The sequence below is a fragment of the Microbacterium sp. F01 genome, from assembly GCF_056156365.1.
Genome location: NZ_CM149592.1, coordinates 4,308,222 through 4,327,692 on the forward strand (window position 1 = coordinate 4,308,222; position 19,471 = coordinate 4,327,692).

Annotated in this window: 17 protein-coding genes; 7 read left to right on the forward strand and 10 right to left on the reverse strand. The window is 69.2% G+C overall.

Translation table 11 applies throughout. The features are described 5' to 3' along the window. Positions 1-275: 275 nt before the first annotated feature. Entirely contained in the window at positions 276-1,148 is an 873-nt protein-coding gene (locus tag ACVN90_RS19720; protein ID WP_475099899.1) for an endonuclease domain-containing protein, read from the forward strand. Positions 1,149-1,207: 59 nt separating this feature from the next. On the opposite strand, the gene ACVN90_RS19725 is transcribed toward ACVN90_RS19720, so the two are convergent. Together ACVN90_RS19725 and ACVN90_RS19730 are read right to left on the reverse strand one after the other, a co-directional pair. Beyond that, entirely contained in the window at positions 1,208-2,179 is a 972-nt protein-coding gene (locus ACVN90_RS19725) for an IS481 family transposase (RefSeq protein WP_475098526.1), read from the reverse strand. A gap of 465 nt (positions 2,180-2,644) precedes the next feature. Further along, positions 2,645-3,784, reverse strand: a complete 1,140-nt coding sequence (locus ACVN90_RS19730) for an AI-2E family transporter (protein ID WP_475099900.1) — start codon at positions 3,782-3,784, stop codon at positions 2,645-2,647. A 173-nt stretch (positions 3,785-3,957) separates the two neighbouring features. On the opposite strand from ACVN90_RS19730, the gene ACVN90_RS19735 reads away from it, so the two are divergent. Genes ACVN90_RS19735 through ACVN90_RS19745 form a run of 3 tightly spaced genes read left to right on the forward strand, consistent with a single transcriptional unit; the run spans position 3,958 to position 5,152 of the window. Next, positions 3,958-4,350 (forward strand): SHOCT domain-containing protein, encoded by a 393-nt coding sequence (locus ACVN90_RS19735; RefSeq protein ID WP_475099901.1) that lies wholly within the window; start codon positions 3,958-3,960, stop codon positions 4,348-4,350. 24 nt (positions 4,351-4,374) lie between these two features. Then, on the forward strand, positions 4,375-4,791 hold the full coding sequence (locus ACVN90_RS19740; protein WP_475099902.1) for a DUF6325 family protein: 417 nt from the start codon (positions 4,375-4,377) through the stop codon (positions 4,789-4,791). Between the two features lie 25 nt (positions 4,792-4,816). After that, a complete protein-coding gene (locus ACVN90_RS19745; protein WP_310287831.1) occupies positions 4,817-5,152 on the forward strand; it encodes an SHOCT domain-containing protein in 336 nt (111 codons plus the stop codon). 102 nt (positions 5,153-5,254) lie between these two features. Here ACVN90_RS19745 and ACVN90_RS19750 read toward each other — a convergent pair whose 3' ends face one another. After that, positions 5,255-6,127: a potassium channel family protein gene (locus ACVN90_RS19750; RefSeq protein WP_475099903.1), complete on the reverse strand. Its 873-nt coding sequence runs from the start codon at positions 6,125-6,127 to the stop codon at positions 5,255-5,257. 114 nt (positions 6,128-6,241) lie between these two features. On the opposite strand from ACVN90_RS19750, the gene ACVN90_RS19755 reads away from it, so the two are divergent. Then, complete coding sequence (locus ACVN90_RS19755; RefSeq protein ID WP_475099904.1) at positions 6,242-7,585, forward strand: ion channel protein; 1,344 nt, start codon at positions 6,242-6,244, stop codon at positions 7,583-7,585. On the opposite strand, the gene ACVN90_RS19760 is transcribed toward ACVN90_RS19755, so the two are convergent. Next, entirely contained in the window at positions 7,574-8,665 is a 1,092-nt protein-coding gene (locus ACVN90_RS19760) for a DUF998 domain-containing protein (protein WP_475099905.1), read from the reverse strand. The genes ACVN90_RS19755 and ACVN90_RS19760 overlap by 12 nt on opposite strands. A gap of 43 nt (positions 8,666-8,708) precedes the next feature. Then, positions 8,709-9,803 (reverse strand): AI-2E family transporter, encoded by a 1,095-nt coding sequence (locus tag ACVN90_RS19765; RefSeq protein ID WP_475099906.1) that lies wholly within the window; start codon positions 9,801-9,803, stop codon positions 8,709-8,711. A 54-nt stretch (positions 9,804-9,857) separates the two neighbouring features. On the opposite strand from ACVN90_RS19765, the gene ACVN90_RS19770 reads away from it, so the two are divergent. Continuing rightward, positions 9,858-11,258: a DUF2252 domain-containing protein gene (locus ACVN90_RS19770; protein WP_475099907.1), complete on the forward strand. Its 1,401-nt coding sequence runs from the start codon at positions 9,858-9,860 to the stop codon at positions 11,256-11,258. Positions 11,259-11,321: 63 nt separating this feature from the next. Here ACVN90_RS19770 and ACVN90_RS19775 read toward each other — a convergent pair whose 3' ends face one another. Further along, a complete protein-coding gene (locus tag ACVN90_RS19775; RefSeq protein ID WP_475099908.1) occupies positions 11,322-11,738 on the reverse strand; it encodes an MmcQ/YjbR family DNA-binding protein in 417 nt (138 codons plus the stop codon). A 128-nt stretch (positions 11,739-11,866) separates the two neighbouring features. Between ACVN90_RS19775 and ACVN90_RS19780 the strand changes: the two genes are divergently transcribed. After that, positions 11,867-15,226, forward strand: coding sequence for a DUF5979 domain-containing protein (locus ACVN90_RS19780; protein ID WP_475099909.1), 3,360 nt, complete (start codon positions 11,867-11,869; stop codon positions 15,224-15,226). 64 nt (positions 15,227-15,290) lie between these two features. Here ACVN90_RS19780 and ACVN90_RS19785 read toward each other — a convergent pair whose 3' ends face one another. The 4 genes from ACVN90_RS19785 to dnaK all read right to left on the reverse strand — a co-directional run bounded on the left by ACVN90_RS19785 (position 15,291) and on the right by dnaK (position 19,366). Then, positions 15,291-15,758 (reverse strand): heat shock protein transcriptional repressor HspR, encoded by a 468-nt coding sequence (locus ACVN90_RS19785; RefSeq protein ID WP_475099910.1) that lies wholly within the window; start codon positions 15,756-15,758, stop codon positions 15,291-15,293. 105 nt (positions 15,759-15,863) lie between these two features. After that, positions 15,864-16,862, reverse strand: a complete 999-nt coding sequence (locus ACVN90_RS19790; RefSeq protein ID WP_475099911.1) for a DnaJ C-terminal domain-containing protein — start codon at positions 16,860-16,862, stop codon at positions 15,864-15,866. A gap of 15 nt (positions 16,863-16,877) precedes the next feature. Next, positions 16,878-17,495 carry a nucleotide exchange factor GrpE gene (locus ACVN90_RS19795; protein WP_475099912.1) on the reverse strand — a complete coding sequence of 206 codons (618 nt, stop codon included), beginning with the start codon at positions 17,493-17,495 and terminating at the stop codon, positions 16,878-16,880. Positions 17,496-17,497: 2 nt separating this feature from the next. Then, positions 17,498-19,366 (reverse strand): molecular chaperone DnaK, encoded by a 1,869-nt coding sequence (gene dnaK, locus ACVN90_RS19800; RefSeq protein WP_475099913.1) that lies wholly within the window; start codon positions 19,364-19,366, stop codon positions 17,498-17,500. Positions 19,367-19,471 lie beyond the last annotated feature (105 nt).

The window sequence follows — 19,471 nt, forward strand, 5'->3', positions numbered from 1 at the left end:
CCGTCGAGGGCAGCGTGTGCCTGACGGCGCTACCGAGTCTGCCCGGGGTCATCTGCGCCCCTTGTCGCTGCTCCTCAGTTGAAGACGAGAGCTGAGGTGAGGAGATCTCTCGCCGATTCGGTCCTCACCCCGGCCTGGATCCTCAACTGAGGAGGTCCCTTCGGTGCGCGAGTGCCGAAACGTCGCTTCCTCCCCAGGTCGCAAGAAGCGCGGGCTCTCCACGAATCGGCGCTCGCCTCTGGGGGCCTGCGGGGTGCGGCATCCACCCTGAATCGATGACACCAGAGACTTCGGAACCGCCATGGATGCTGCCGCTGCGGGCACGAAAGGGGATCGCCAGGCAGTCGGCGCTCCTCGGCCGGGACACGAGCAAGCGGGATCTCGCCGACGCGGTCGCAGCGGGGTCTCTTGCACGCGTCCGCCGTTCCTGGCTGGCGCTACCCGACGCGGATCCGCAGCTGATCGCCGCCGCACGCGCGGGAGTCGTACTCGGGTGCATCACGCAAGCTCAGCGGCTCGGGCTCTGGGTACACGTCGACACCGCGCGGCCGCACGTCTGCGCCCCACCGAGCTCCGGCGGTGTGCGGATCGAGCGGGAGCAGGGCACGGGAACCGCGAAGGCGATCGTTCACTGGTTCGTACCCGTCGTTGCTCGGCCGCCGCATGCGCTGGAGGACGGGATCGAGAACACACTCGTCGCGATCGCGCAATGCCAGCCCTTCGAGCACGCCCTCGCCGCCTGGGAATCTGCGCTCAACAAGGGTCTGGTCGACCGCGACGTGCTCGCGCGTCTGAAACTGCCGGGTCTCGCCCGCGACATCCTCGCCGAGGCGACGCCATTCGCCGACTCGGGGCTGGAGACCATCGTGCCCCGGCGACTGCGTTGGCTGCGCCTGCGGATCCTCCACCAGATCTGGCTCCACGGCCATCGCGTCGACTTCCTCATCGGGGACCGCCTCGTCCTGCAGATCGACGGTGGCCACCATGTCGGACCCCAGCGCGAATCCAACAACAAGCATGATGCCGAGCTCATGCTCCGCGGGTACCACGTGATCCGCATCGGCTTCAGTCAAGTCATGGATGACTGGCCATCGGTGCAGCAGCTCATCATGAACGCCGTCGCCCAGGGTCTGCACCTCGCCCGCTGAGTCGATACATCGCACCGGACCCGCGGCCGCCCCGCAACGCCCCTAGCTGTACTCGGCTGTCAGGTTGGTGACACCCGGCTGAGTGGGGTGCCGCCGATGGCTGAGTGGTATCGCTGAGTGTTGTAGTGCTCGAGCCAGGGTGCAAGGGCGGCGGCGCGTTGGTCGTTCGAGGTGAACACTTGCCGGTATGCCCATTCGGTTTGCAGGGTGCGGTTCAGTCGTTCCACCTTGCCGTTCTGCCAGGGACAGTGGGGGCGGATCAGCACGTGTTTGGCGCCGAGCGCGGCAAGCACGTCCTGGACGTCGTTGGAGAGCCGGTAGCTGAAATGGTTGTCGGTCATGACCCGCTCGATGCGGGTGATGCCGTGGTCGCGGAAGTAGGCGGCAGCCCGGGTGAGGAACCCGGCGCAGGTGGCGCCCTTCTCGTCCGGGTGGATCTCGGAGTACGCCAGTCGGGAGTGATCGTCGACGAGTGAGTGCACGTAGTCGAACCCGATCCGGGCTCTCCTGTGGGCGGCGGTGTCGCCGGCCGATCTGCCGTGCGCACGCCACCCGCCGCCGTCGGGGATGCGGCCCAGCTTTTTCACGTCCATGTGCACCAGCTCGCCGGGTCGGGCGCGTTCGTAGCGGACAGTGGTGGTCTTCGACGCCCGGATGACCGCCCCGGTGAGCGGGTCGCACTCGACCAGACGCGGCACGTGATGCCGCCGCAGGATGGCGGTGATGGTGCGCGCGGGAACACCCACCACCGCGGCGAGGCGATCGGGGCCTTGTCGCAGCTGACGGCGCAACGCGACCACCCGCAACTCCACCTCAAGTGGTGTTCGTTGCGGCATGGAGTGCGGACGCGAGGACCGGTCACGCAGTCCGGCGACGCCCTCGGCCCGGAACCTGTTGACCCAGCGGTGCGCGCATTGGCGCGACACCCCGAGCTCCTTCGCGACGTGTGCGACTGGACGATGCTGCACCAGCACCCGTTCGACAAGCAGAACCCTGCCCCGGACATTCAGCCGGGCATTAGCGTGAGACACGAGACCTCCTGGCGGGTGAAGAAACTAGACAGCTCCACTAAGCCAGGAGGTCTCCTCACCTCACAAGAACGTCACCAACGTCTCTGCTGAGTACACCTAGCCGGCCGCGGGCGAGCGCATCCTCAGCTGAGGAGATGCACCAGGATGCGGGTGAGGCGCGGCGATGCGCCCCTCAGCTCGGCCATCGTCCTCAATTGAGGAGCCACCCGGTCGCTGGTCCGCGGGACGCGTGGCGGTCGGAGAACGTCGCGCCTGCGCCCGCGCCTGCCTCGAATGAGGAGGTGCGCCGAGATGCGGGTTCTCCTCCGGCGGTTGGGTCCTCAAGTCGGCAACGGTCCTCAACTGAGGAGGCGGGCGCGCGCGGGAGCGCACACCCCGGACGCTCGCGGTGGCCCCGTCGCTTCGAGCTCGAACGATGGACGGATGCCTCGGGCCGAGGCATCCGTCCCGTGCAGGGAGACCCCGCTAGACCTTGAGGTTCTGCCGCGGCACCACGACCTCGCGGATGATGAGCAGGATCGACGCCATCACGGGCAGCGCGACCAGCACGCCGACGATCCCGGCAAGCGCGCCGCCGGCGAGGGCGCCGATGAGGACCAGGGCCGCGGGGATCTCGATCGCCTTGTTCATGACGCGCGGGCTCACGACGTACGACTCGATCTGGATGTAGACGAGGTACGCGATGAAGAAGATCAGTGCCTGCTGGGGGCTCGTGAACAGGGCGATGATCGACGCGAAGATCCAGAAGATGACCGAGCCGAACAGCGGGATGAGCGTGATCACGAACGCGATCACGGCCATGAGCGCGGGGAACGGCAGTCCGATCACGAGGTGCAGGACGAAGACGACGGCGGCGTTGATCGACGAGAGGATGACCGAGCCGATCAAGGCGCTGCCCACGGAGTCGGTGATGCGCTCGGTGAGGTCCGCCAGGCGCACCCGGCTGTGCGCCGGCGCGAGGTCGTAGAAGGCGCGCTTCGCGGCGGTGAGCGACGCGAGGAAGTACAGCGTGAGCGCGATGACGACGAAGCTCGCCGAGATCGCCGCGACGAACCCGACGCCGACCGCCAGCACACCACCGCCGAGCGCCGCGAGGGTCGACGGCGCCGAGATCCACGCGGCGATCTGCTCGAGCGCTCCGAGCACCGCCACCTGCGCGTCAGGAGTGAGCCGCGCGAACCAGTCGGACTGCGGGATGTTCTCGACCAGCTCGGGGATCGCCTGCACCAGCTGCACGATCTGGGCGACGACCGGCGGCAGCACGAAGACGAAGAACGCCACCGCGATGAGCGCGAAGCCGCCGAAGACGATGGCGATGCCGGCGCCGCGCTTGACCTTGTGGCGCTCGAGCATCCGCACGATCGGGTCGAGGCCGATCGCGAGGAACATGCCGAGGATGATGTAGACGAGGATCGTCGAGATCGACCCGATGGCCGTCCCGAGCACGATCGCGGCGAGCACGCCGATCGTGACGAGGAAACCCGTCGCGAGCGGATGATCGAGCCCCGCCAGCACCTTGGAGAAACGGCGGGGACGCTCCTCGGCCACCGCGACCACCTCGTCGGCGGAGACGGACGAGACGACGGGTTCGGCGGGGTCGGTCATGCCCTAATAATGGAGCCTCTGAACGCCGGGGGAATAGTCCGACGCGGCACGGATTTCCTTGGTTCTGTGCCGCGTTTAGGTAGTACGGTTCTGCCAGGGGATGACCGCGACAGAGTCGATCCCTTTGTAGATACGATTCCGACGGCTCGTCCCGTCGAGAAAGCTGGTGTTACATGGGTGGCGGCTTCTGGGATTTCATCCTCTGGATGTTCTGGATCTTCGTCTTCGTCGCGTACCTCATGGTGATCTTCTCGATCATCGGCGACCTGTTCCGCGACCACGAGCTCAACGGCTGGTGGAAGGCCGTGTGGATCCTCTTCCTGATCTTCGTGCCGTTCCTGACTGCGCTGGTGTACCTGATCGCGCGCGGCAACGGCATGCAGAAGCGCTCCATCGCGCAGGCACAGGAACTGCGCGCCGCGCAGGACGCCTACATCCGTCAGACGGCGGGCAGTGGCGGCTCGAGCGCGGCTGACGACATCGCCAAGGCGAAGTCGCTGCTCGACTCGGGCGCGATCTCGCAGGCGGAGTTCGACGCCCTCAAGGCCAAGGCGCTGGCGGCGTAAGCCGGCACCGGAACAGGAGAAGACATGACGACCTTCGACTACGGTCCGATCGAGTTCTACGCGATCGGCTTCGAGGGCGACCGCCCGGGTCCGGCAGTGCTTCAGGCGATCGACGACCTCGTCGCGGCGGGCACCGTCAACGTGCTCGACCTCGTGTTCGCCCGCCGCTCGCCCGAGGGTGAGATCGAGGTGCTCGAGCTGTCCGACACCGTCGACGACGGCGCGCCCGCCCTCGACCTGGCCGGTCTCGCCGGCGAGGAGGACATCCTCTACCTGGCCGAGAACCTCGAGCCCGGATCGTCGGCGGCGATCCTCGTCATCGAGCTCTTGTGGGCGAAGTCGTTCGCGGCCGCGCTGTACGACGCCGGCGGCGCCGTCATCGCACGCGAGGGCATCCCCGCGCCGATCGTCAACGCGTTCCTGTCCGAGAACGCCGAGTAAGGAGGAAGACATGCCCCTCGGAAGAATGGGCCGCCCCGGCCTTATCGGAATGGCCGCTCGCACCGCAGTCGTCGCCGGCACGGCGACGGCTGTCTCCGGCAGCGTCGCGCGCCACCAGCAGCAGAAGTACTACGACCAGTCGCAGCAGCAGGCCTACGAGGCCCAGGCGCAGCAGGCGGCCATGGACCAGGCTGCGGCGCAGGCCGTCGCCAACGCCCAGGCCGCGCAGGCGCCCGCGCCGGCGGCTGCTCCCGCTGAGGACGACATGATGGCCAAGATCACGCAGCTCGCGCAGCTGCATGCTCAGGGCATCCTGTCGGACGAGGAGTTCGCGGCCGCGAAGGCCAAGCTGCTCTCCTGACGCATCCCGTCGAGAGGGCCGCGTACCCTCCGGGGTACGCGGCCTTCTTGCATGGAGCGGGGACGGATGCTGCGTCCCGCCGCGCGATCCGAAGCCCGCTGCTCAGCCTCCCGGGCGGTCGTCGCCGCCGTCGCCGAGGCCACCGGGGTGCCGCTCCGGGCCGGGAACGCCGGGCTCGTCGGGCGCCGGCGCGTCGGTGTCGCGCTCGACGTGGCCAGGAGCCCCCGGGCCGCGGGTCCGCTCGGGCGTGCGCGCGGCGCCCGGCGCAGCATCTGCGGCGCCGGCCGGCAGGGCGAGGGCATCGATCTTCTCGATCAGCGTGCGCAGCTGGGCCCGGGTCGCGGGCTCCTCGTCGTCGTGGTCGCGCGCGGCGCGCTCGAGCACCCATGAAGCCAGGGTCGCCGTGATCACGCCGGCCAGCGCGACGCCGCCGAACATGAGCCCGACGCCGACGAGGCGCCCGGCATCCGTCACGGGGGTGTAGTCGCCGAAACCCGTCGTCGTGACGGTCACGCACGACCACCACACGGCGATGCCGAACGTCGTGATGTTGGCGTCGGGGGCGTGGCGTTCGGCCTCGAGCACCGCGAGCGAGGCGAGGTAGATGAGGATGAGCGAGGCTCCCACGCCGTACACGAGGATCTTGGTGCGAAGTACTCCGCCCGCCGTGGTCTTCATGCCCGGCACCATTGTCAGCACCCGGAGCAGTCGCACGAGCCGGAGCACCGGGATGAGCGCGAACGTGAGCGCCGGCAGATGGGTGCGGAACCACTTCCGCTTGTGCTCGGCGAGCGAGAGGCGCACGAGATAGTCGGCGATGAACATCGCCCAGGTCACGGCGATCACGGTGGTCGCCACGGTCCGAGCCGGCCCCTCGAGGTCGGCGATGACCCTCCACGAATACGCGACGAGATACGCCAGACCCGCGACGATCAGCGGCGCAGAGGTGCGCTTGTGCCAGGTGTGCTCATCCACTAGCCGAATCATGGCGCATTCGCGGGCTCGCGCCCCGCCGGACGCGCCCCGCCCAGCGTGATCGTGTCGCGTGCGATCCTCGCGCGGGTGGCCCCCGGCCGCTATCGTGTGCCCATGCCCGGCCCCTCCGCCGCCTCGCCCGCACCGGCCACCTCACCGGGACCGCAGCTCACCGTCAGACGACTGGTGCTGCTGTCGATCCCCGCGATCCTCATCGGCGTCCTGTCCGCGCTCTCACTGCGCGCCGTCGATCTCCTCGCCGATCAGGTCGACGACGGGCTATGGACCAGCCTGCCGACCTCCCTCGGGGTCGCGCCGGATTCGCCATGGTGGATCTTCGCCGTGCTCACGTTCACCGGCATCGCCGTGGGGCTCGTGGTGTGGCTCGTGCCCGGCCACGCCGGCCCCGATTCGGCGACGACCGAGCTCGCCGCCACACCGCTCCCGCTGTCGGTGCTCCCGGGGCTCGCGATCGTCGTCATCCTCAGCCTCGCCGGCGGTGTCAGTCTCGGCCCCGAGAACCCGATCATCGCGATCAACGTCTCGCTGGCGGTGGCGATCCTCGCCCGGATCTCGAAGGCGGTGCCGCCCGCGCTGATCGGGGCCTTGGCGATCTCGGCGACCATCGGCGCGCTGTTCGGCACGCCGGTCGCCGCCGCCCTCGTCTTCACCGGGATGGTGGGTGAGTTCAAGATGGGCGGCTCGCTCTGGGACAAGCTGTTCCTGCCCCTCGTGGCTGCCGGGGCCGGCTCGGTCACGACCTACCTCGCCGGCGGCGGCTTCGGCGCCGAGGCGCCGTTCGATCCCTACGGCGGCCCGCAGCCGTTCGACCTGCTCACCGGGTCGCTCATCGCGTGCGCGGCCGCCGCCTTCGGGCTCATCGGCGTCTACCTCTTCCCGCTCGTGCACCGCGCATTCCACGCGCTGCGGCATCCACTGCTCTTCACCGCACTGGGAGGCGCGGTGCTCGGCCTTCTGGGTGCCATCGGTGGCCCGATCACCCTCTTCAAGGGCCTCGACCAGAGCGAGCAGCTGCTCGCCGACCCGAGCGCCTACCCGCCCGGACAGCTCGCCGTCATTCTGCTGGTGAAGCTGGCCGCCCTCGTCGTCGCGGCGTCCGCCGGGTTCCGCGGCGGTCGCATCTTCCCCGCGGTGTTCCTCGGCGTCGCCGCCGGCCTCCTCGGCGGCGCACTTCTTCCCGGGCTGCCGCTCTCGCTCGCCGTCGCGTGCGGAATCCTCGGCGTCGTGCTGGCGATCGCCCGCGACGGCTGGGTCGCGCTCTTCGTCGCGGTCGCGCTCGTGGACGACATCACGGTGCTGCCGATGCTCTGCATCATCGTGCTGCCGGCATGGCTCGTCGTCACGAAGGCGCGCGAGATGCTGATCACGCCGGACGACCTGGCGCGCGAGCGGCCCGGCGCCCGGCTGCCGTGGGATCAGCCGGCCTCAGTTCGCTGACGGCGTCCGCTGCGAGTCCTGTTGCAGGGCCGCCGCATTGCGGATGAACAGCACGATCCACGTGAACACGAGGATGCCGGCCACGAGCTCGACGGCGGTCAGCGTGTAGTAGCCGATGAAGAAGAACACGGCGAGCAGCAGCGTCACAGCGAGGAACAGCCAGCCGAGCGCGACGAAGGCCCGCGGAATGCCGGTGATCCACTTCGGGAGCGCGATGACGAGCACGCCGAACGCGGCGACCATGCCGGATGCGACGCCGGTGTGCAGCGCGAAGAACCTGTCGACCGGGAAAAGGCCGACCATGCCGAGGAAGACGCCGAGGACGATGAGGGTGACACGCACGCGGCCGATCCCCTTGGGGTTCGCCGTCGGGATGCCGCGCGTCGAGTAGCGGGCGAGCGTCGTCACGAGGAAGCCGGCGACGATGATCGTGATGTTGAACGCGAAGGCCGAGACGTTCGACGACATGCCCAGGGCGCTCAGGTTGTCCTTCCACCAGTTCGGGTCGCTCGCGGTGAGCATGCTCGCGAGGACGCCGAACACCAGGAACACAGCGAGCACCACCGCGAGCAGCTGCAGCTCCATATGCGTGGCCGAGTAGAACGCGAGGTAGCCGCTCATCGCCGCCGTGGCGCCCGCGAGGAGGAGCACCGGCAGGGCGAAGACCGTCGCGCCGATGAAGGCCTGCTCGAGAATCACGGCGAGCAGTGTCCAGCCGAGCAGTGCGATCACGCCGTGGGCGAAGGCGAGGGCCGCCACGTCGACATAGTCCAGCACGTGGAGGCGGCGGCCGCCTTCGTGGCGGTGCACGACGATCCGGCCCGCGACCACCGCGAGGAATGCGACCACGCCCGAGGCGATCGCCGCGAATTGACCGACCGATCCCGGACCCGAGATCGGCGCCGCCTGGAACTGGAACACGATCAGCGACACCAGGGCGACGAGGACGAAGGAGATCGCGCCGACGCCGAGGGCCAGCGACTCGAGCGATCGCTCGCTCGACGCGTCGAAGACTCCCCCGCGGCGGCGAGGCGAGGAGGGCTGCTCGGGGGTGGGTCGGTCGAGCGAGGTCTGGGTCATCGGTGGCTCCGTGAGGACTCGGGTGGTTCGGGCGAGGGGTGGATCAGGAGTCGGAGAGGGATTCGCGGGCGGCGGACGCGGGAGTGGCGGTGCGGTCTCCGGACAGCCATCGCAGCCATAGTGAGCCCGGGTCGCCCTCGAGCACCAGCGTCCGCACGAACAATGTCAGCGGAATCGAGAGGATCGCGCCGAGCGGGCCGATCACGAAGGTCCAGAACACGACCGAGAAGAAGCTCAGCGTGAGGCTGAGGTCGACCGCGTCGCTGACGAACTTCGGCTGCACGAGCACCTGCAGCACGACGTTCACCACGCAGTAGATCGCGATGACGGCGAGGAACAGCGGCCAGCCGCCGACGACGAACGCGAGCACGGCCGGCGGGATGAGGCCCAGCACGAACCCGATGTTCGGGACGAAGTTCGTCACGAACGCGAGCACCGCCCACACGATCGGCGCGGGCACGCCGAGGGCCCAGAGCGCCAGGCCGTCGATGATCGCGACGATCGCGCCGAACGACGCGTTCACCACGTAGTAGCGACGAACCCCCGTGTTGAGGCGTCCGATGCGGGCGAGGACCGGGCGACGGCCAGCGCCGAAGACCCGCTCCGCGTCGCGGTACCGGGCGGCATCGGCTGCCGTGAAGATGATGTACGAGACCACGAAGAAGAGGGCCGTGACGACCCCGATCACGGTGCCGCCGATGCTCCCCACGAGCCCCAGCAGCGCCTTGGGGTCGAGGACCGAGGCCGCAGCATCCGTCGCCTGCTGATCGAGACCTGCGGACTGGAGCCACGCGAGGAAGTCGTCGAGGCTGCCGCGCAGCTGGTCGAGGTAGTCCGACACGAGGCCTGCGAACTGCACGCCGGCGACCCACAGCAGGACGCCCATGACCGCGAGGACCAGGTAGGCCAGCAGGATGACCGCGGTCGTGCCGGTCCAGCGCGGCCAGCCGCGGCGCTCCAGCGGGCGGCGGACGGGCTCGCAGATCACGACGAGGACGATGGCGAGGGCCAGCGGGCCGATCAGGCTCCGCGCGAAGTACACGCCCGCGAGCACCACCACGGTCGCGGCGAGCACCAGCAGCACGCGCAGGCTCGGCGAGATCGCGGGGGGCGGAGCGGGCTGCGCGGCGCGGGTCACGGCGTCAGGGTACCGCTCTTCCTCGCCGGCGCCACGCAGTGCCACACTGGGCCCATGTCTACGATCGACGCCTCGCCCATCGGCCGCACGTGGGCCCCGCTGCCGTCCTACACCGACCATGTCGCCGAAGGGCGCGCCGCCCGCCAGCGCACTCCGCGGGAGTCGCTCGCCGAGCTGCCGACGAACGACCGCGACCCGATGGGGATCCTCGACGCGCAGGATGAGGACCGTGTCCCCGAACTCGTTCCGCTGCGGACCGAGCGCATGGCCGCGAGCGCCTTCGCGTTCTACCGAGGCACGGCCGCCCTGATGGCCGCTGACCTGTCCCGCTCGCCGTCGAGTGGTGTCAGCGTCGGGTCGTGCGGTGACGCGCACGTGTCGAACTTCGGGCTGTACGCCTCGCCGCAGCGGACCCTCGTGTTCGACCTCAACGACTTCGACGAGTCCGCCTGGGCGCCATGGGAGTGGGACGTGAAGCGCCTGGTCACCAGCATCGTCATCGCGGGACAGTCGACCGGACGCGCCGACTCGGTGGTGCGTGAGGCATCGCTGGACGCGGTGCGCGTCTATGCGCGTGCGATCGGCACGGGCGCCAAGCGCAGCCCCCTGAAGCGCTACTACGACCGCTTCGACGCCATGGCCGCCGAGCGGGCCGTCGACGACGACACCCGCGCCGCCATCGACTCCGCGATCAAAGAGGCCGAGAAGCGCACCGGCGCGCGCGCAGCGAAGAAGATGACGCAGGTCGATGACGAGGGGCGGGTCGTCTTCGTCGAGGCGCCTCCGACCATGACCCACATCGACGCGCAGTCGGAGGAGCGCGTCCTCGGCGTGTTCGATCAGTACGTGCAGTCGGCCAACATCGACATCCGCGCACTGCTGCAGAAGTACCGCATGTCGGACATCGCCCTCCGCGTGGTCGGGGTGGGCAGCGTCGGAACGCGGTGCTTCGTGATCTCGATGCAGGACGGCGACGACGGCGTGCTGCTGCTCCAGGGCAAAGAGGCGGGCAAGAGCGTGCTGATCCAGTACGGCAAGGCCGAGCAGCCGGAGGTCGTCACGCGGTTCATCGACGAGTACGGCGACGGAGGCCGCGTGGTGGGCATGCAGCGCATCCTGCAGTCGGTGTCGGATCCCTTCCTCGGCTTCGTGCGCCGCACGACGTACGGCGCGCAGCGCGACTTCTACGTCCGCCAGTTCCGCGACAAGAAGGGCGGGTTCGACATGGACGAGCTCGACGACTCGGCCTTCCTCTGGTACGCCGATGCCTGCGCGGCGACCCTCGCCCGGGCGCACGGCCAATCCCCGCTGTCCTCGTCGGTCGCCGGCTACGTCGGAGGAGGCAAGGTCGCGGGCGAAGCGATCCTGGAATGGGCGTATGCGTACGCCGACCTCTCGCGCGCCGACTGGGAGCTGTTCCGGAAGCACCGCAACGTCGAGACCGCTCCGGCGTGAGGAGTGACGGATGCCGCGTGCCGCGGCCCGCGGCATCCGTCATCCGTCATCGGTCGCGCAGGGCTACCCGGTGACGGGCGGGTGCGCGGCCAGCCACTCCCTCGCGACCCGCTTGGTCACCTTGAGCAGCCAGGCGTCGGTGACGACCTCGCGGAGCTGCTCGAGCTCGATCGCATCGAGCCGCACCAGCACGGCGGGATAGCCGTCGAAGTGCGGGATCGTGAAGAACGCATCGGGGTAGGTCTCGAGCAGCGCCTCTTTGACCTGCGCGCCGTCGGTGCGCACGCCCACGACGTCGCCCGACGGCCATTCGCGCCCGAGGGCCGCGAGCTGTTCGAGATCGCGGCCACTCGGTCCCCGCTGCCACACGAAGACGCCGGCGGGAGTGCGCCAGGAGGCTCCTCCCCGGTGTCCGTCGATGCGCTCGACGACGCCGGGGAACCCGAGGGCGATGGTGCGGACGTCGTCGAGAGTCGGCATGTGTCCATCATGTGACGGTTCACCGTCCTCCGCGAGACGCATCCGCTGTCCGGTCGAAAAGTCCCGATAGGGTCGAAAGACCGCGCCGCGCGTCCCCACACGTGAGGGCGGGAAGGGGGATTTCACGGATGCTCGGACTCGATCGCCCACGTCGTCGGATGCGCAGCTTCGTCGCCGGCCTCACCGCCGCACTGCTGGCGGCCACCGGGGCCGTCGTGACCGGAGCGATCGATCCTCAACCCGCGTCGGCCGCCTACCCCGAGTTCGTCAACCCGTTCGCGATCGCGGGCGGGTTCACGATCTACGCACGCGAGGACGCGCTCCTGCAGAACCAGGAGACCGAGGGCAGCATCGCGGTCGGTGGCACCGCCACCGTGCAAGGCAGCAGCGGCCAGTACACGATCATCCATGTGTCCGCGGGCACCGGGGACTACGACCTCCCGACGGTCGACGGCGACCCGACGCGCTTCCTCGTGAACAGTTACAGCACCGCGAGCACCGACATCCTCGCCATCACGAGTGCGGGCACCAGCGACCCCGCGCTCTGGGGCGATCTGAAGATGGTGCAGCGCGACGAAGGGTGGCAGGCCTTCGCGCGCGCGGACTGGCTTCGCCTCAACCAGAACCCCGCCGACGTCGACCAGACCCCGCTGATCGACGCGACCCACCAGCAGTATCCGGCGGATGCTGCGCCCCCGGCCGGTGCGGACGGCAACGGCAGCATCTACACGGCGAACACCTCCGACACCGCGGTGGCCGACTACGTCGAAGCCAACCGCGACGCGTCGTGGGACGAGGCGAACAGCTGCCTCGATGACATCGCCGACCCGCTGGGCGACGTCGGCCACCACGTCGGCGTGGCGGAGGATGCCGGCAGCCGCAAGGTGCTCGAGCCGCTCAGCCCCGACCAGCCCAACGTCGTCGACTACGCCGACATCGCCGGGGCGGCGCTCCTCCAGTTCTCGTCCGGCCCGACGCCGGGGGTCTCGAACCCGCTCATCATCCGCGTGGCCGAGGGAACCACCGAGGTGATCGGCGCGCGAGCCGACCCGCAAGGCGCCTTCTCGCCCTACATGATCTGGGACCTGTCCGCGCTGACGGGCGACGTCACGGTGAAGGCTGCCGAGGCGCGCATCGACGGCTCGATCTACGCACCGAACGCGTCCGTCACCGTCGACGCCGCCCCACTGGACGGCCAGGTGATCGGCCTGAACGTGACGATGAAGGGCGGTGAGGCCCACTCCTTCCTGTTCTCCGGCGAGATCACCTGTGAGGCCGACAGCGGCACGTTCGCCGTCCGCAAGGAGCTGTCGGGTATCGAGGAGTCCGACCTGCCGGAAGACACGACGTTCACGGTGAACTACACCGCGACCGAACCCGACGACACCGTCGTGACCGGCACGCTCGAGCTGCCGGCCGACGGCACGCCCGTGCTCGCGGGCGAACAGTTCCCGCTCGGCACCGTGGTCGAGTTCGAGGAAGTCGAGCCCGAGAGCGTCCCGGGATGGGAATGGGGAACGCCGACGATCGCGCCCAACCCGCTCACCATCGGCGCGGGCACGGCCCAGGTCGTGATCACGAACACAGCGACGGCCCTGACGGGCACCTTCAGCGTGCAGAAGCTGATCGACGACGTGTCGGGCGGTGATCCGGGTGATCCCTCGCAGCCGACGGTGCCCGTGACCTGGACCGCCTTCTTCGGCGGCGCGCAGATCGGACAGGGCACCCTCGACGTGCCGTTCGACGGCACGGTGATCGTTCCTCTCGACGAGGACGACAACCCGATCTCGTTCCCGGTGGGCACGCGTATCGTCCTCACGGAGGACCTGTCGGGGATCGATCCGCCTCCGGGCTACGACTGGAGCGGGGCGCACTGGTCGCCCGGCCGGGAGTTCGTCATCGACTCGGCCGGCGAGACCGTCGCCGTGAAGCTGACGAACGCGATCACTCCGAGCGAGGCGCCGCGGACGATCACCATCGTCAAGTCGGCGATCGGAGACGCAGCGGATCCGGCGTACGAGTACGCCGTGAGCTACAACACCGACCCCGCTCCTGCCCGCACGACCGTCCCGCTCCCTGTCGGCGACCCCGAACTGCTCGTCGGAGTCGAGGCGGAGGCCGACATCCTCGAGCTCGCCGAGCTGCTGCCGACCCTCGACGGCACCGCGGTCGACCCCGACGGCTGGGAGATCCCGGTCATCAAGGCCACGGTGGACGGCACCACGACGGAGTATCGCCCCGCGAACTTCGAAGGCGCCGGACCGCTCGAGACGGCGATCGTCGACATCCCGCTGCCCGAGACCGGCGACATCGCGATCGAGGTCGTGAACGCCCTCCGCGAGGGGACGTTCACGCTGTCGAAGGAGTTCACGGGGATTCCGCCGCAGTCCGTCCCCGACGGCCTGGAGTTCACCGTCCGGTGGACGGCGACGCTGCCGACGGGCGACGTGCAGACCGGGATCGTCCGGCTCCCGGGCGACGGCACGCCGGTCAGCCCGCTCGACGACACGGGCATCCCGATCACCTTCCCGTACGGAACGGTCGTCACCTTCGAGGAGCTGCCCGCACCGTCACTTCGTGCGGTGCGGTGGGCAGCGGCGACGTTCGATCCGGCGCAGCTGACGATCGGCGCCGACGGCGCGGCCGTCGTGCACGCCACCCTCGTCAACGACGGCTCGCAGCTGCGCGGGACGTTCGAGGTGTCCAAGAGCCTGTTCGGTATCGACCCCGACCAGCTCGTCGTCGACTCGTTCATGATCGATTACGTCGCCTTCGTGCCCGGCCCGTCCGTGGAAGTCGGACGCTTCGAGTTGCCCGCTGATGGGACGCCCGCGGGTCCGGTCGATCCGGACGGCGACCCGATCGAATTCCCGTTCGGCACCGTGGTGTACCTCACGGAGGAGGAACCGGATGCCTCGACTCTGCCTCCCGGATACGAGTGGGGCGAGACGGTCTGGCGGCCGTCGGCCTCGGTCCAGATCGGCCCAGGTGAGACCCCTGTGCTCGAGGTGATCAACACGGCTGTGCAGATGACCCGCTGGGCGGTGACGAAGGTCGTGGACGGCAACGGCTCATCGGCGATCCCGGCCGGGACCACCTACCCGTTCGACTGGTGGCAGGACGGCGTCGCGCAGCCGCGCGTCGAACTGACACCGAACGTGCCGGTCTACTCGCCGTACTTCCCGGTCGGAACGATCCTCGAGGTGCGCGAGGGCGAGCTGCCCTCGATCCCCGGCGTCGACTGGGGCACCGCGACCTGGACCGTCGACGGCGAGACCCTGGTGCCTGGCGACGACGGCAAGGTCGTGCTCCCGACGACCGCTTCCCGCGATCAGGGCGTCGCGCAGCTCACGCTCACCAACACCGCCTCGACACGCCCGCTCCCGGCGACCGGTGGCGGCGGGCTGTCGCCGCTGGTGCCTCTCGGAGCCCTCGGGCTGATCGCCGTCGGCGCGATGCTCGCCCTGCGGCGGTCGCAGCGCGCCTGACACCACTGCGACAGGCAGCGCAAGAAGGAGGGGACGGATGCCGTCCCCTCCTTCTTACGTAGGTTCATTCGGTGGGTGGCTCGCCCGACTCGTCCGGTCGCTCGATCGGCGTGCGCGGCCGCCACACCACGACCTCGGTCGCCCGGCGCACGCGCGTGCCATGCCGCAGCGTCACGACCGAGCCGGTGGAGCCGGCCGCGAAGACGCGCGCGCCCGGCCGCTTCTCGAGCTCGGCGCGCATGCGGTCCTCGAGGTCGCGGACGCGTCCGTGAAGCTCCTGCACGCGGTTCTCGAGCTCGAGAATGCGCACGATCGCGGGAAGGCCGATGCCGTCCGACGACATGCGCGCGACCTCGCGCAGCTGCTCCACGTGCCGCAGCGAATAGCGCCGCGACCCGCCCTGCGTGCGGGCGGGCACGACAAGCCCGAGCCGGTCGTACTGACGGAGCGTCTGCGGGTGCATGCCCGACAGCTCGGCGGCGACGGCGATCGCGAAGATCGGGGCATCCTCGTCGATGTCGTCCTCGGTCATTTCGTCACCTCCTCTCACTCGCGAGAACAGGAGATCTCGCCAGGACAGGACGCTTCGCGGGGAATCGTCCTGTTCTCGCCAGATCTCCTGTTCTCAGCGAGCATCTCAGCCCTGCGCCTTGGCCATCAGGTCGGCGCGCGGGTTCTCCTTCGACTCGAGACTCTGGAAGCGCTCGAGCGCTTCGCGCGCGGCCTCATCGAGGTGCGATGGGACGGCCACCTGCACCTCGGCGAGGAGGTCGCCGGTGCCCTTCGCAGTCTCGACGCCACGCCCCTTGACGCGCAGCACGCGACCGGACGGCGTGCCGGGAGCTACGCGCAGCCGCACCGGATCGCCGCCGAGCGTCGGCACCTCGATGGTGGCGCCGAGCGCAGCCTCGGTGAACGTCACCGGCACGGTGACGCGGAGGTTCAGTCCGTCGCGCGTGAACACCGGGTGCGGACGCACGGTGACCTGCACGACGATGTCGCCGTTCTCGCCGCCGTCGGGCGAGTGACGCCCGCGGCCGCGCAGCCGGATCTTCTGTCCGTCCGCGACTCCCGCGGGGATCTTCACCTTGAACGGCTTCCCGTCTTCCCCCTGCAGCGTGATGGTCTCGCCCTTGGTCGCCGTGACGAAGTCGATCGTCGTGCGCGCCGTGACGTCGGCGCCGCGGCTGGGGCCGCCGAAGCCGCGATAACCGCCGCTCGGCTGCCCGAACCGCCCGGAGCCGAAGCCCGTGCCGCCCTGCTGCTGGTTGAACATCGCGAAGATGTCGTCGAAGTCCTCGGCGCTCTGGTAGCGCGCGCCGCGGCCTTGGTTGAACATCGAGAAGACGTCTTCGAAGCCGCCGGCGCCGCCCGGGCCGCCCGACGTGAATCGAGCGCCCGAGCCCATCGCGCGGATCTGGTCGTACTCCTTGCGCTGCTCCGCGTCGGAGAGCACCGAGTACGCCTCGCTGACCTCTTTGAACTTCGCCTCGGCGGCCGCGTCACCCTGGTTGGAGTCGGGGTGGTACTTCCGCGCGAGCTTGCGATACGTCTTCTTGAGGTCAGCCTCGCTGACGTCCTTCGAGACGCCGAGCACCGAGTAGAAGTCCTTGTCGAACCAGTCCTGACTGGCCATGGAGCCTCCTTCGGGCTATTCGGCGGGAACCGCGACGACGACCTTCGCCGGACGCAGCTCCACCGAGCCCAGGCGGTAGCCGATCTCGACGACCTCGACGATCGTGGTCTCGGTCGCGCCGGGAGTCGGCACCTGGAAGATCGCCTCGTGCTGCTGCGGGTCGAACGTCTCGCCCGCCGCGCCGTAGGTGGTGAGTCCGATGCGCTCGGCGACGCCGCGGAGCTTGTCGGCGATCGCCGCGAAGGCGGACCCCTGCTCCAGGTCGCCGTGCTTCTCGGCGCGGTCGAGGTCGTCGAGCACCGGGAGGATGCCCTTCGCGACCGCGCCCTGGGCGCGCTCGATCTCGACCTCGCGCTGCTCCTCGGTGCGGCGGCGGTAATTGGCGTACTCGGCCTGCAGGCGCTTGAGGTCGTTCAGCAGCTGCGACTCGAGGTCGGCGAGCACGGCGTCCTCGGCCGCGGCGTCTGCGTTCTGCGCAGCGCCGAGGATGTCGTCGACCGTGAGCTCATCGTCCTGCCCGTCCTGCGGCGCGGGGCCGGAGGCGTTCGCCTCCGGCCCCGCACCCTCAGGCCGGACCTCGTCGCCGTCGCCCGGTTCTTCGACCGGTTCCGGGTTGTGGTCCTTGTTCGCCATGGTTACTTCTTCTCGTCCTCTTCGTCCACGACCTCGGCGTCGACGACGTCCTCGTCGGAGTCGGTCGGAGCCTGGCCGTCACCGGGGGCGCCGGCGGCAGCATCCGGAGCCGACTGCGAAGCCTGGCTCGACGCGTAGATCGCCTCGCCCAGCTTGCCCTGGCTCTGGTTGAGCTTGTCGAACGCGGCCTTCACGGCGTCGTCGTCCTCGCCCGCAAGCGCGGTCTTGAGGGCATCGACGTCGCCCTGCACCTCGGTCTTGACGTCCTCGGGCAGCTTGTCCTCGTTCTCCTTGATCAGCTTCTCGATCGAGTACGAGAGGGTCTCGGCCTGGTTGCGCACCTCGGCGGCCTCGCGACGCTTCTTGTCGTCGGCGGCGTGCTCCTCGGCCTCGCGCACCATGCGCTCGATGTCGTCCTTCGGCAGCGACGAGCCGCCGGTGATCGTCATCGACTGCTCCTTGCCGGTGCCCTTGTCCTTCGCGGACACGTGCACGATGCCGTTCGCGTCGATGTCGAAGGTGACCTCGATCTGCGGGATGCCGCGCGGAGCCGGCGCGATGCCGGTCAGCTCGAACGTGCCCAGCGGCTTGTTGTCGCGGGTGAACTCGCGCTCGCCCTGGAAGACCTGGATCGCGACCGACGGCTGGTTGTCGTCGGCGGTCGTGAAGGTCTCGCTCCTCTTGGTCGGGATGGCGGTGTTGCGCTCGATGAGCTTCGTCATGATGCCGCCCTTGGTCTCGATGCCGAGGCTCAGGGGGGTGACGTCGATGAGGAGGACGTCCTTGCGCTCGCCCTTGAGGACTCCGGCCTGGAGGGCGGCGCCGACGGCGACGACCTCGTCGGGGTTCACGCCCTTGTTGGGCTCCTTGCCGGCTTCCTTCATCACGAGCTCGGAGACCGCGGGCATGCGGGTCGAGCCGCCGACGAGCACCACGTGGTCGATGTCGCCGACCTTGATGCCGGCCTCGCGGATGACGTCCTCGAACGGCTTCTTGGTGCGGTCGAGGAGGTCCTTGGTGAGATCCTCGAACTTCGCGCGGGTGATCGTCTCCGACAGCGACACGGGGCCCGAGTCGGTCAGCGACAGGTACGGCAGGTTGACCGAGGTGCTGGTCGACGAGGAGAGCTCCTTCTTCGCCTGCTCGGCGGCCTCCTTGAGGCGCTGCAGCGCGATCTTGTCGCCCGAGACGTCGACACCGGTCGTGTCCTTGAACTGCTTGATGAGGTAGTCGACGAGGCGCTGATCCCAGTCGTCGCCGCCGAGTCGGTTGTCACCGGCGGTGGCGCGCACCTGGATGGTCGAGAAGTCGTCGTCCTTGCCCACCTCGAGGAGGGAGACGTCGAACGTACCGCCACCGAGGTCGAAGACGAGGATGAGCTCGTCTTCCTTGCCCTTGTCGAGGCCGTAGGCCAGGGCCGCCGCGGTGGGCTCGTTGATGATGCGCAGGACGTTGAGGCCCGAGATCTCGCCGGCCTCCTTGGTGGCCTGGCGCTCGGCGTCGTTGAAGTATGCGGGGACGGTGATGACCGCGTCGGTCACCGTGTCGCCCAGGTACTGCTCGGCGTCGCGCTTCAGCTTCTGAAGGATGCGCGCCGAGATCTCCTGCGGTGTCCAGTGCTTGCCGTCGACGTCGAAGCCCCAGTCGGTGCCCATGTGGCGCTTGACCGACGAGACGGTGCGGTCGACGTTGGTGACGGCCTGGCGCTTGGCGGTCTCGCCGACGAGCACCTCGCCGTCCTTCGTGTACGCGACGACCGAGGGGGTCGTGCGGAAACCCTCGGCGTTCGCGATGACCTTGGGCTCGCCGCCCTCGAGGACGCTCACGACCGAGTTGGTCGTACCGAGGTCGATTCCAACAGCACGTGCCATGTGTATCTCTCCTTCATATGGGCGCAGACGGATGCTGCCACCCGGGGTTACAGGGAAGTCTTCTCGCAACTCACCATGAGGTTGAGTCGCGATGGCTCAACCATA

Excerpts from the sequence above, each read along its gene's own strand:
- ACVN90_RS19720 (WP_475099899.1), top strand. The coding sequence starts at position 276 with ATGACACCAGAGACTTCGGAACCGCCATGGATGCTGCCGCTGCGGGCA.
- ACVN90_RS19730 (WP_475099900.1), bottom strand. The coding sequence starts at position 3,784 with ATGACCGACCCCGCCGAACCCGTCGTCTCGTCCGTCTCCGCCGACGAG.
- ACVN90_RS19735 (WP_475099901.1), top strand. The coding sequence starts at position 3,958 with ATGGGTGGCGGCTTCTGGGATTTCATCCTCTGGATGTTCTGGATCTTC.
- ACVN90_RS19740 (WP_475099902.1), top strand. The coding sequence starts at position 4,375 with ATGACGACCTTCGACTACGGTCCGATCGAGTTCTACGCGATCGGCTTC.
- ACVN90_RS19745 (WP_310287831.1), top strand. The coding sequence starts at position 4,817 with ATGGGCCGCCCCGGCCTTATCGGAATGGCCGCTCGCACCGCAGTCGTC.
- ACVN90_RS19755 (WP_475099904.1), top strand. The coding sequence starts at position 6,242 with ATGCCCGGCCCCTCCGCCGCCTCGCCCGCACCGGCCACCTCACCGGGA.
- ACVN90_RS19760 (WP_475099905.1), bottom strand. The coding sequence starts at position 8,665 with ATGACCCAGACCTCGCTCGACCGACCCACCCCCGAGCAGCCCTCCTCG.
- ACVN90_RS19770 (WP_475099907.1), top strand. The coding sequence starts at position 9,858 with ATGTCTACGATCGACGCCTCGCCCATCGGCCGCACGTGGGCCCCGCTG.
- ACVN90_RS19775 (WP_475099908.1), bottom strand. The coding sequence starts at position 11,738 with ATGCCGACTCTCGACGACGTCCGCACCATCGCCCTCGGGTTCCCCGGC.
- ACVN90_RS19780 (WP_475099909.1), top strand. The coding sequence starts at position 11,867 with ATGCTCGGACTCGATCGCCCACGTCGTCGGATGCGCAGCTTCGTCGCC.
- ACVN90_RS19785 (WP_475099910.1), bottom strand. The coding sequence starts at position 15,758 with ATGACCGAGGACGACATCGACGAGGATGCCCCGATCTTCGCGATCGCC.
- ACVN90_RS19790 (WP_475099911.1), bottom strand. The coding sequence starts at position 16,862 with ATGGCCAGTCAGGACTGGTTCGACAAGGACTTCTACTCGGTGCTCGGC.
- ACVN90_RS19795 (WP_475099912.1), bottom strand. The coding sequence starts at position 17,495 with ATGGCGAACAAGGACCACAACCCGGAACCGGTCGAAGAACCGGGCGAC.
- dnaK (WP_475099913.1), bottom strand. The coding sequence starts at position 19,366 with ATGGCACGTGCTGTTGGAATCGACCTCGGTACGACCAACTCGGTCGTG.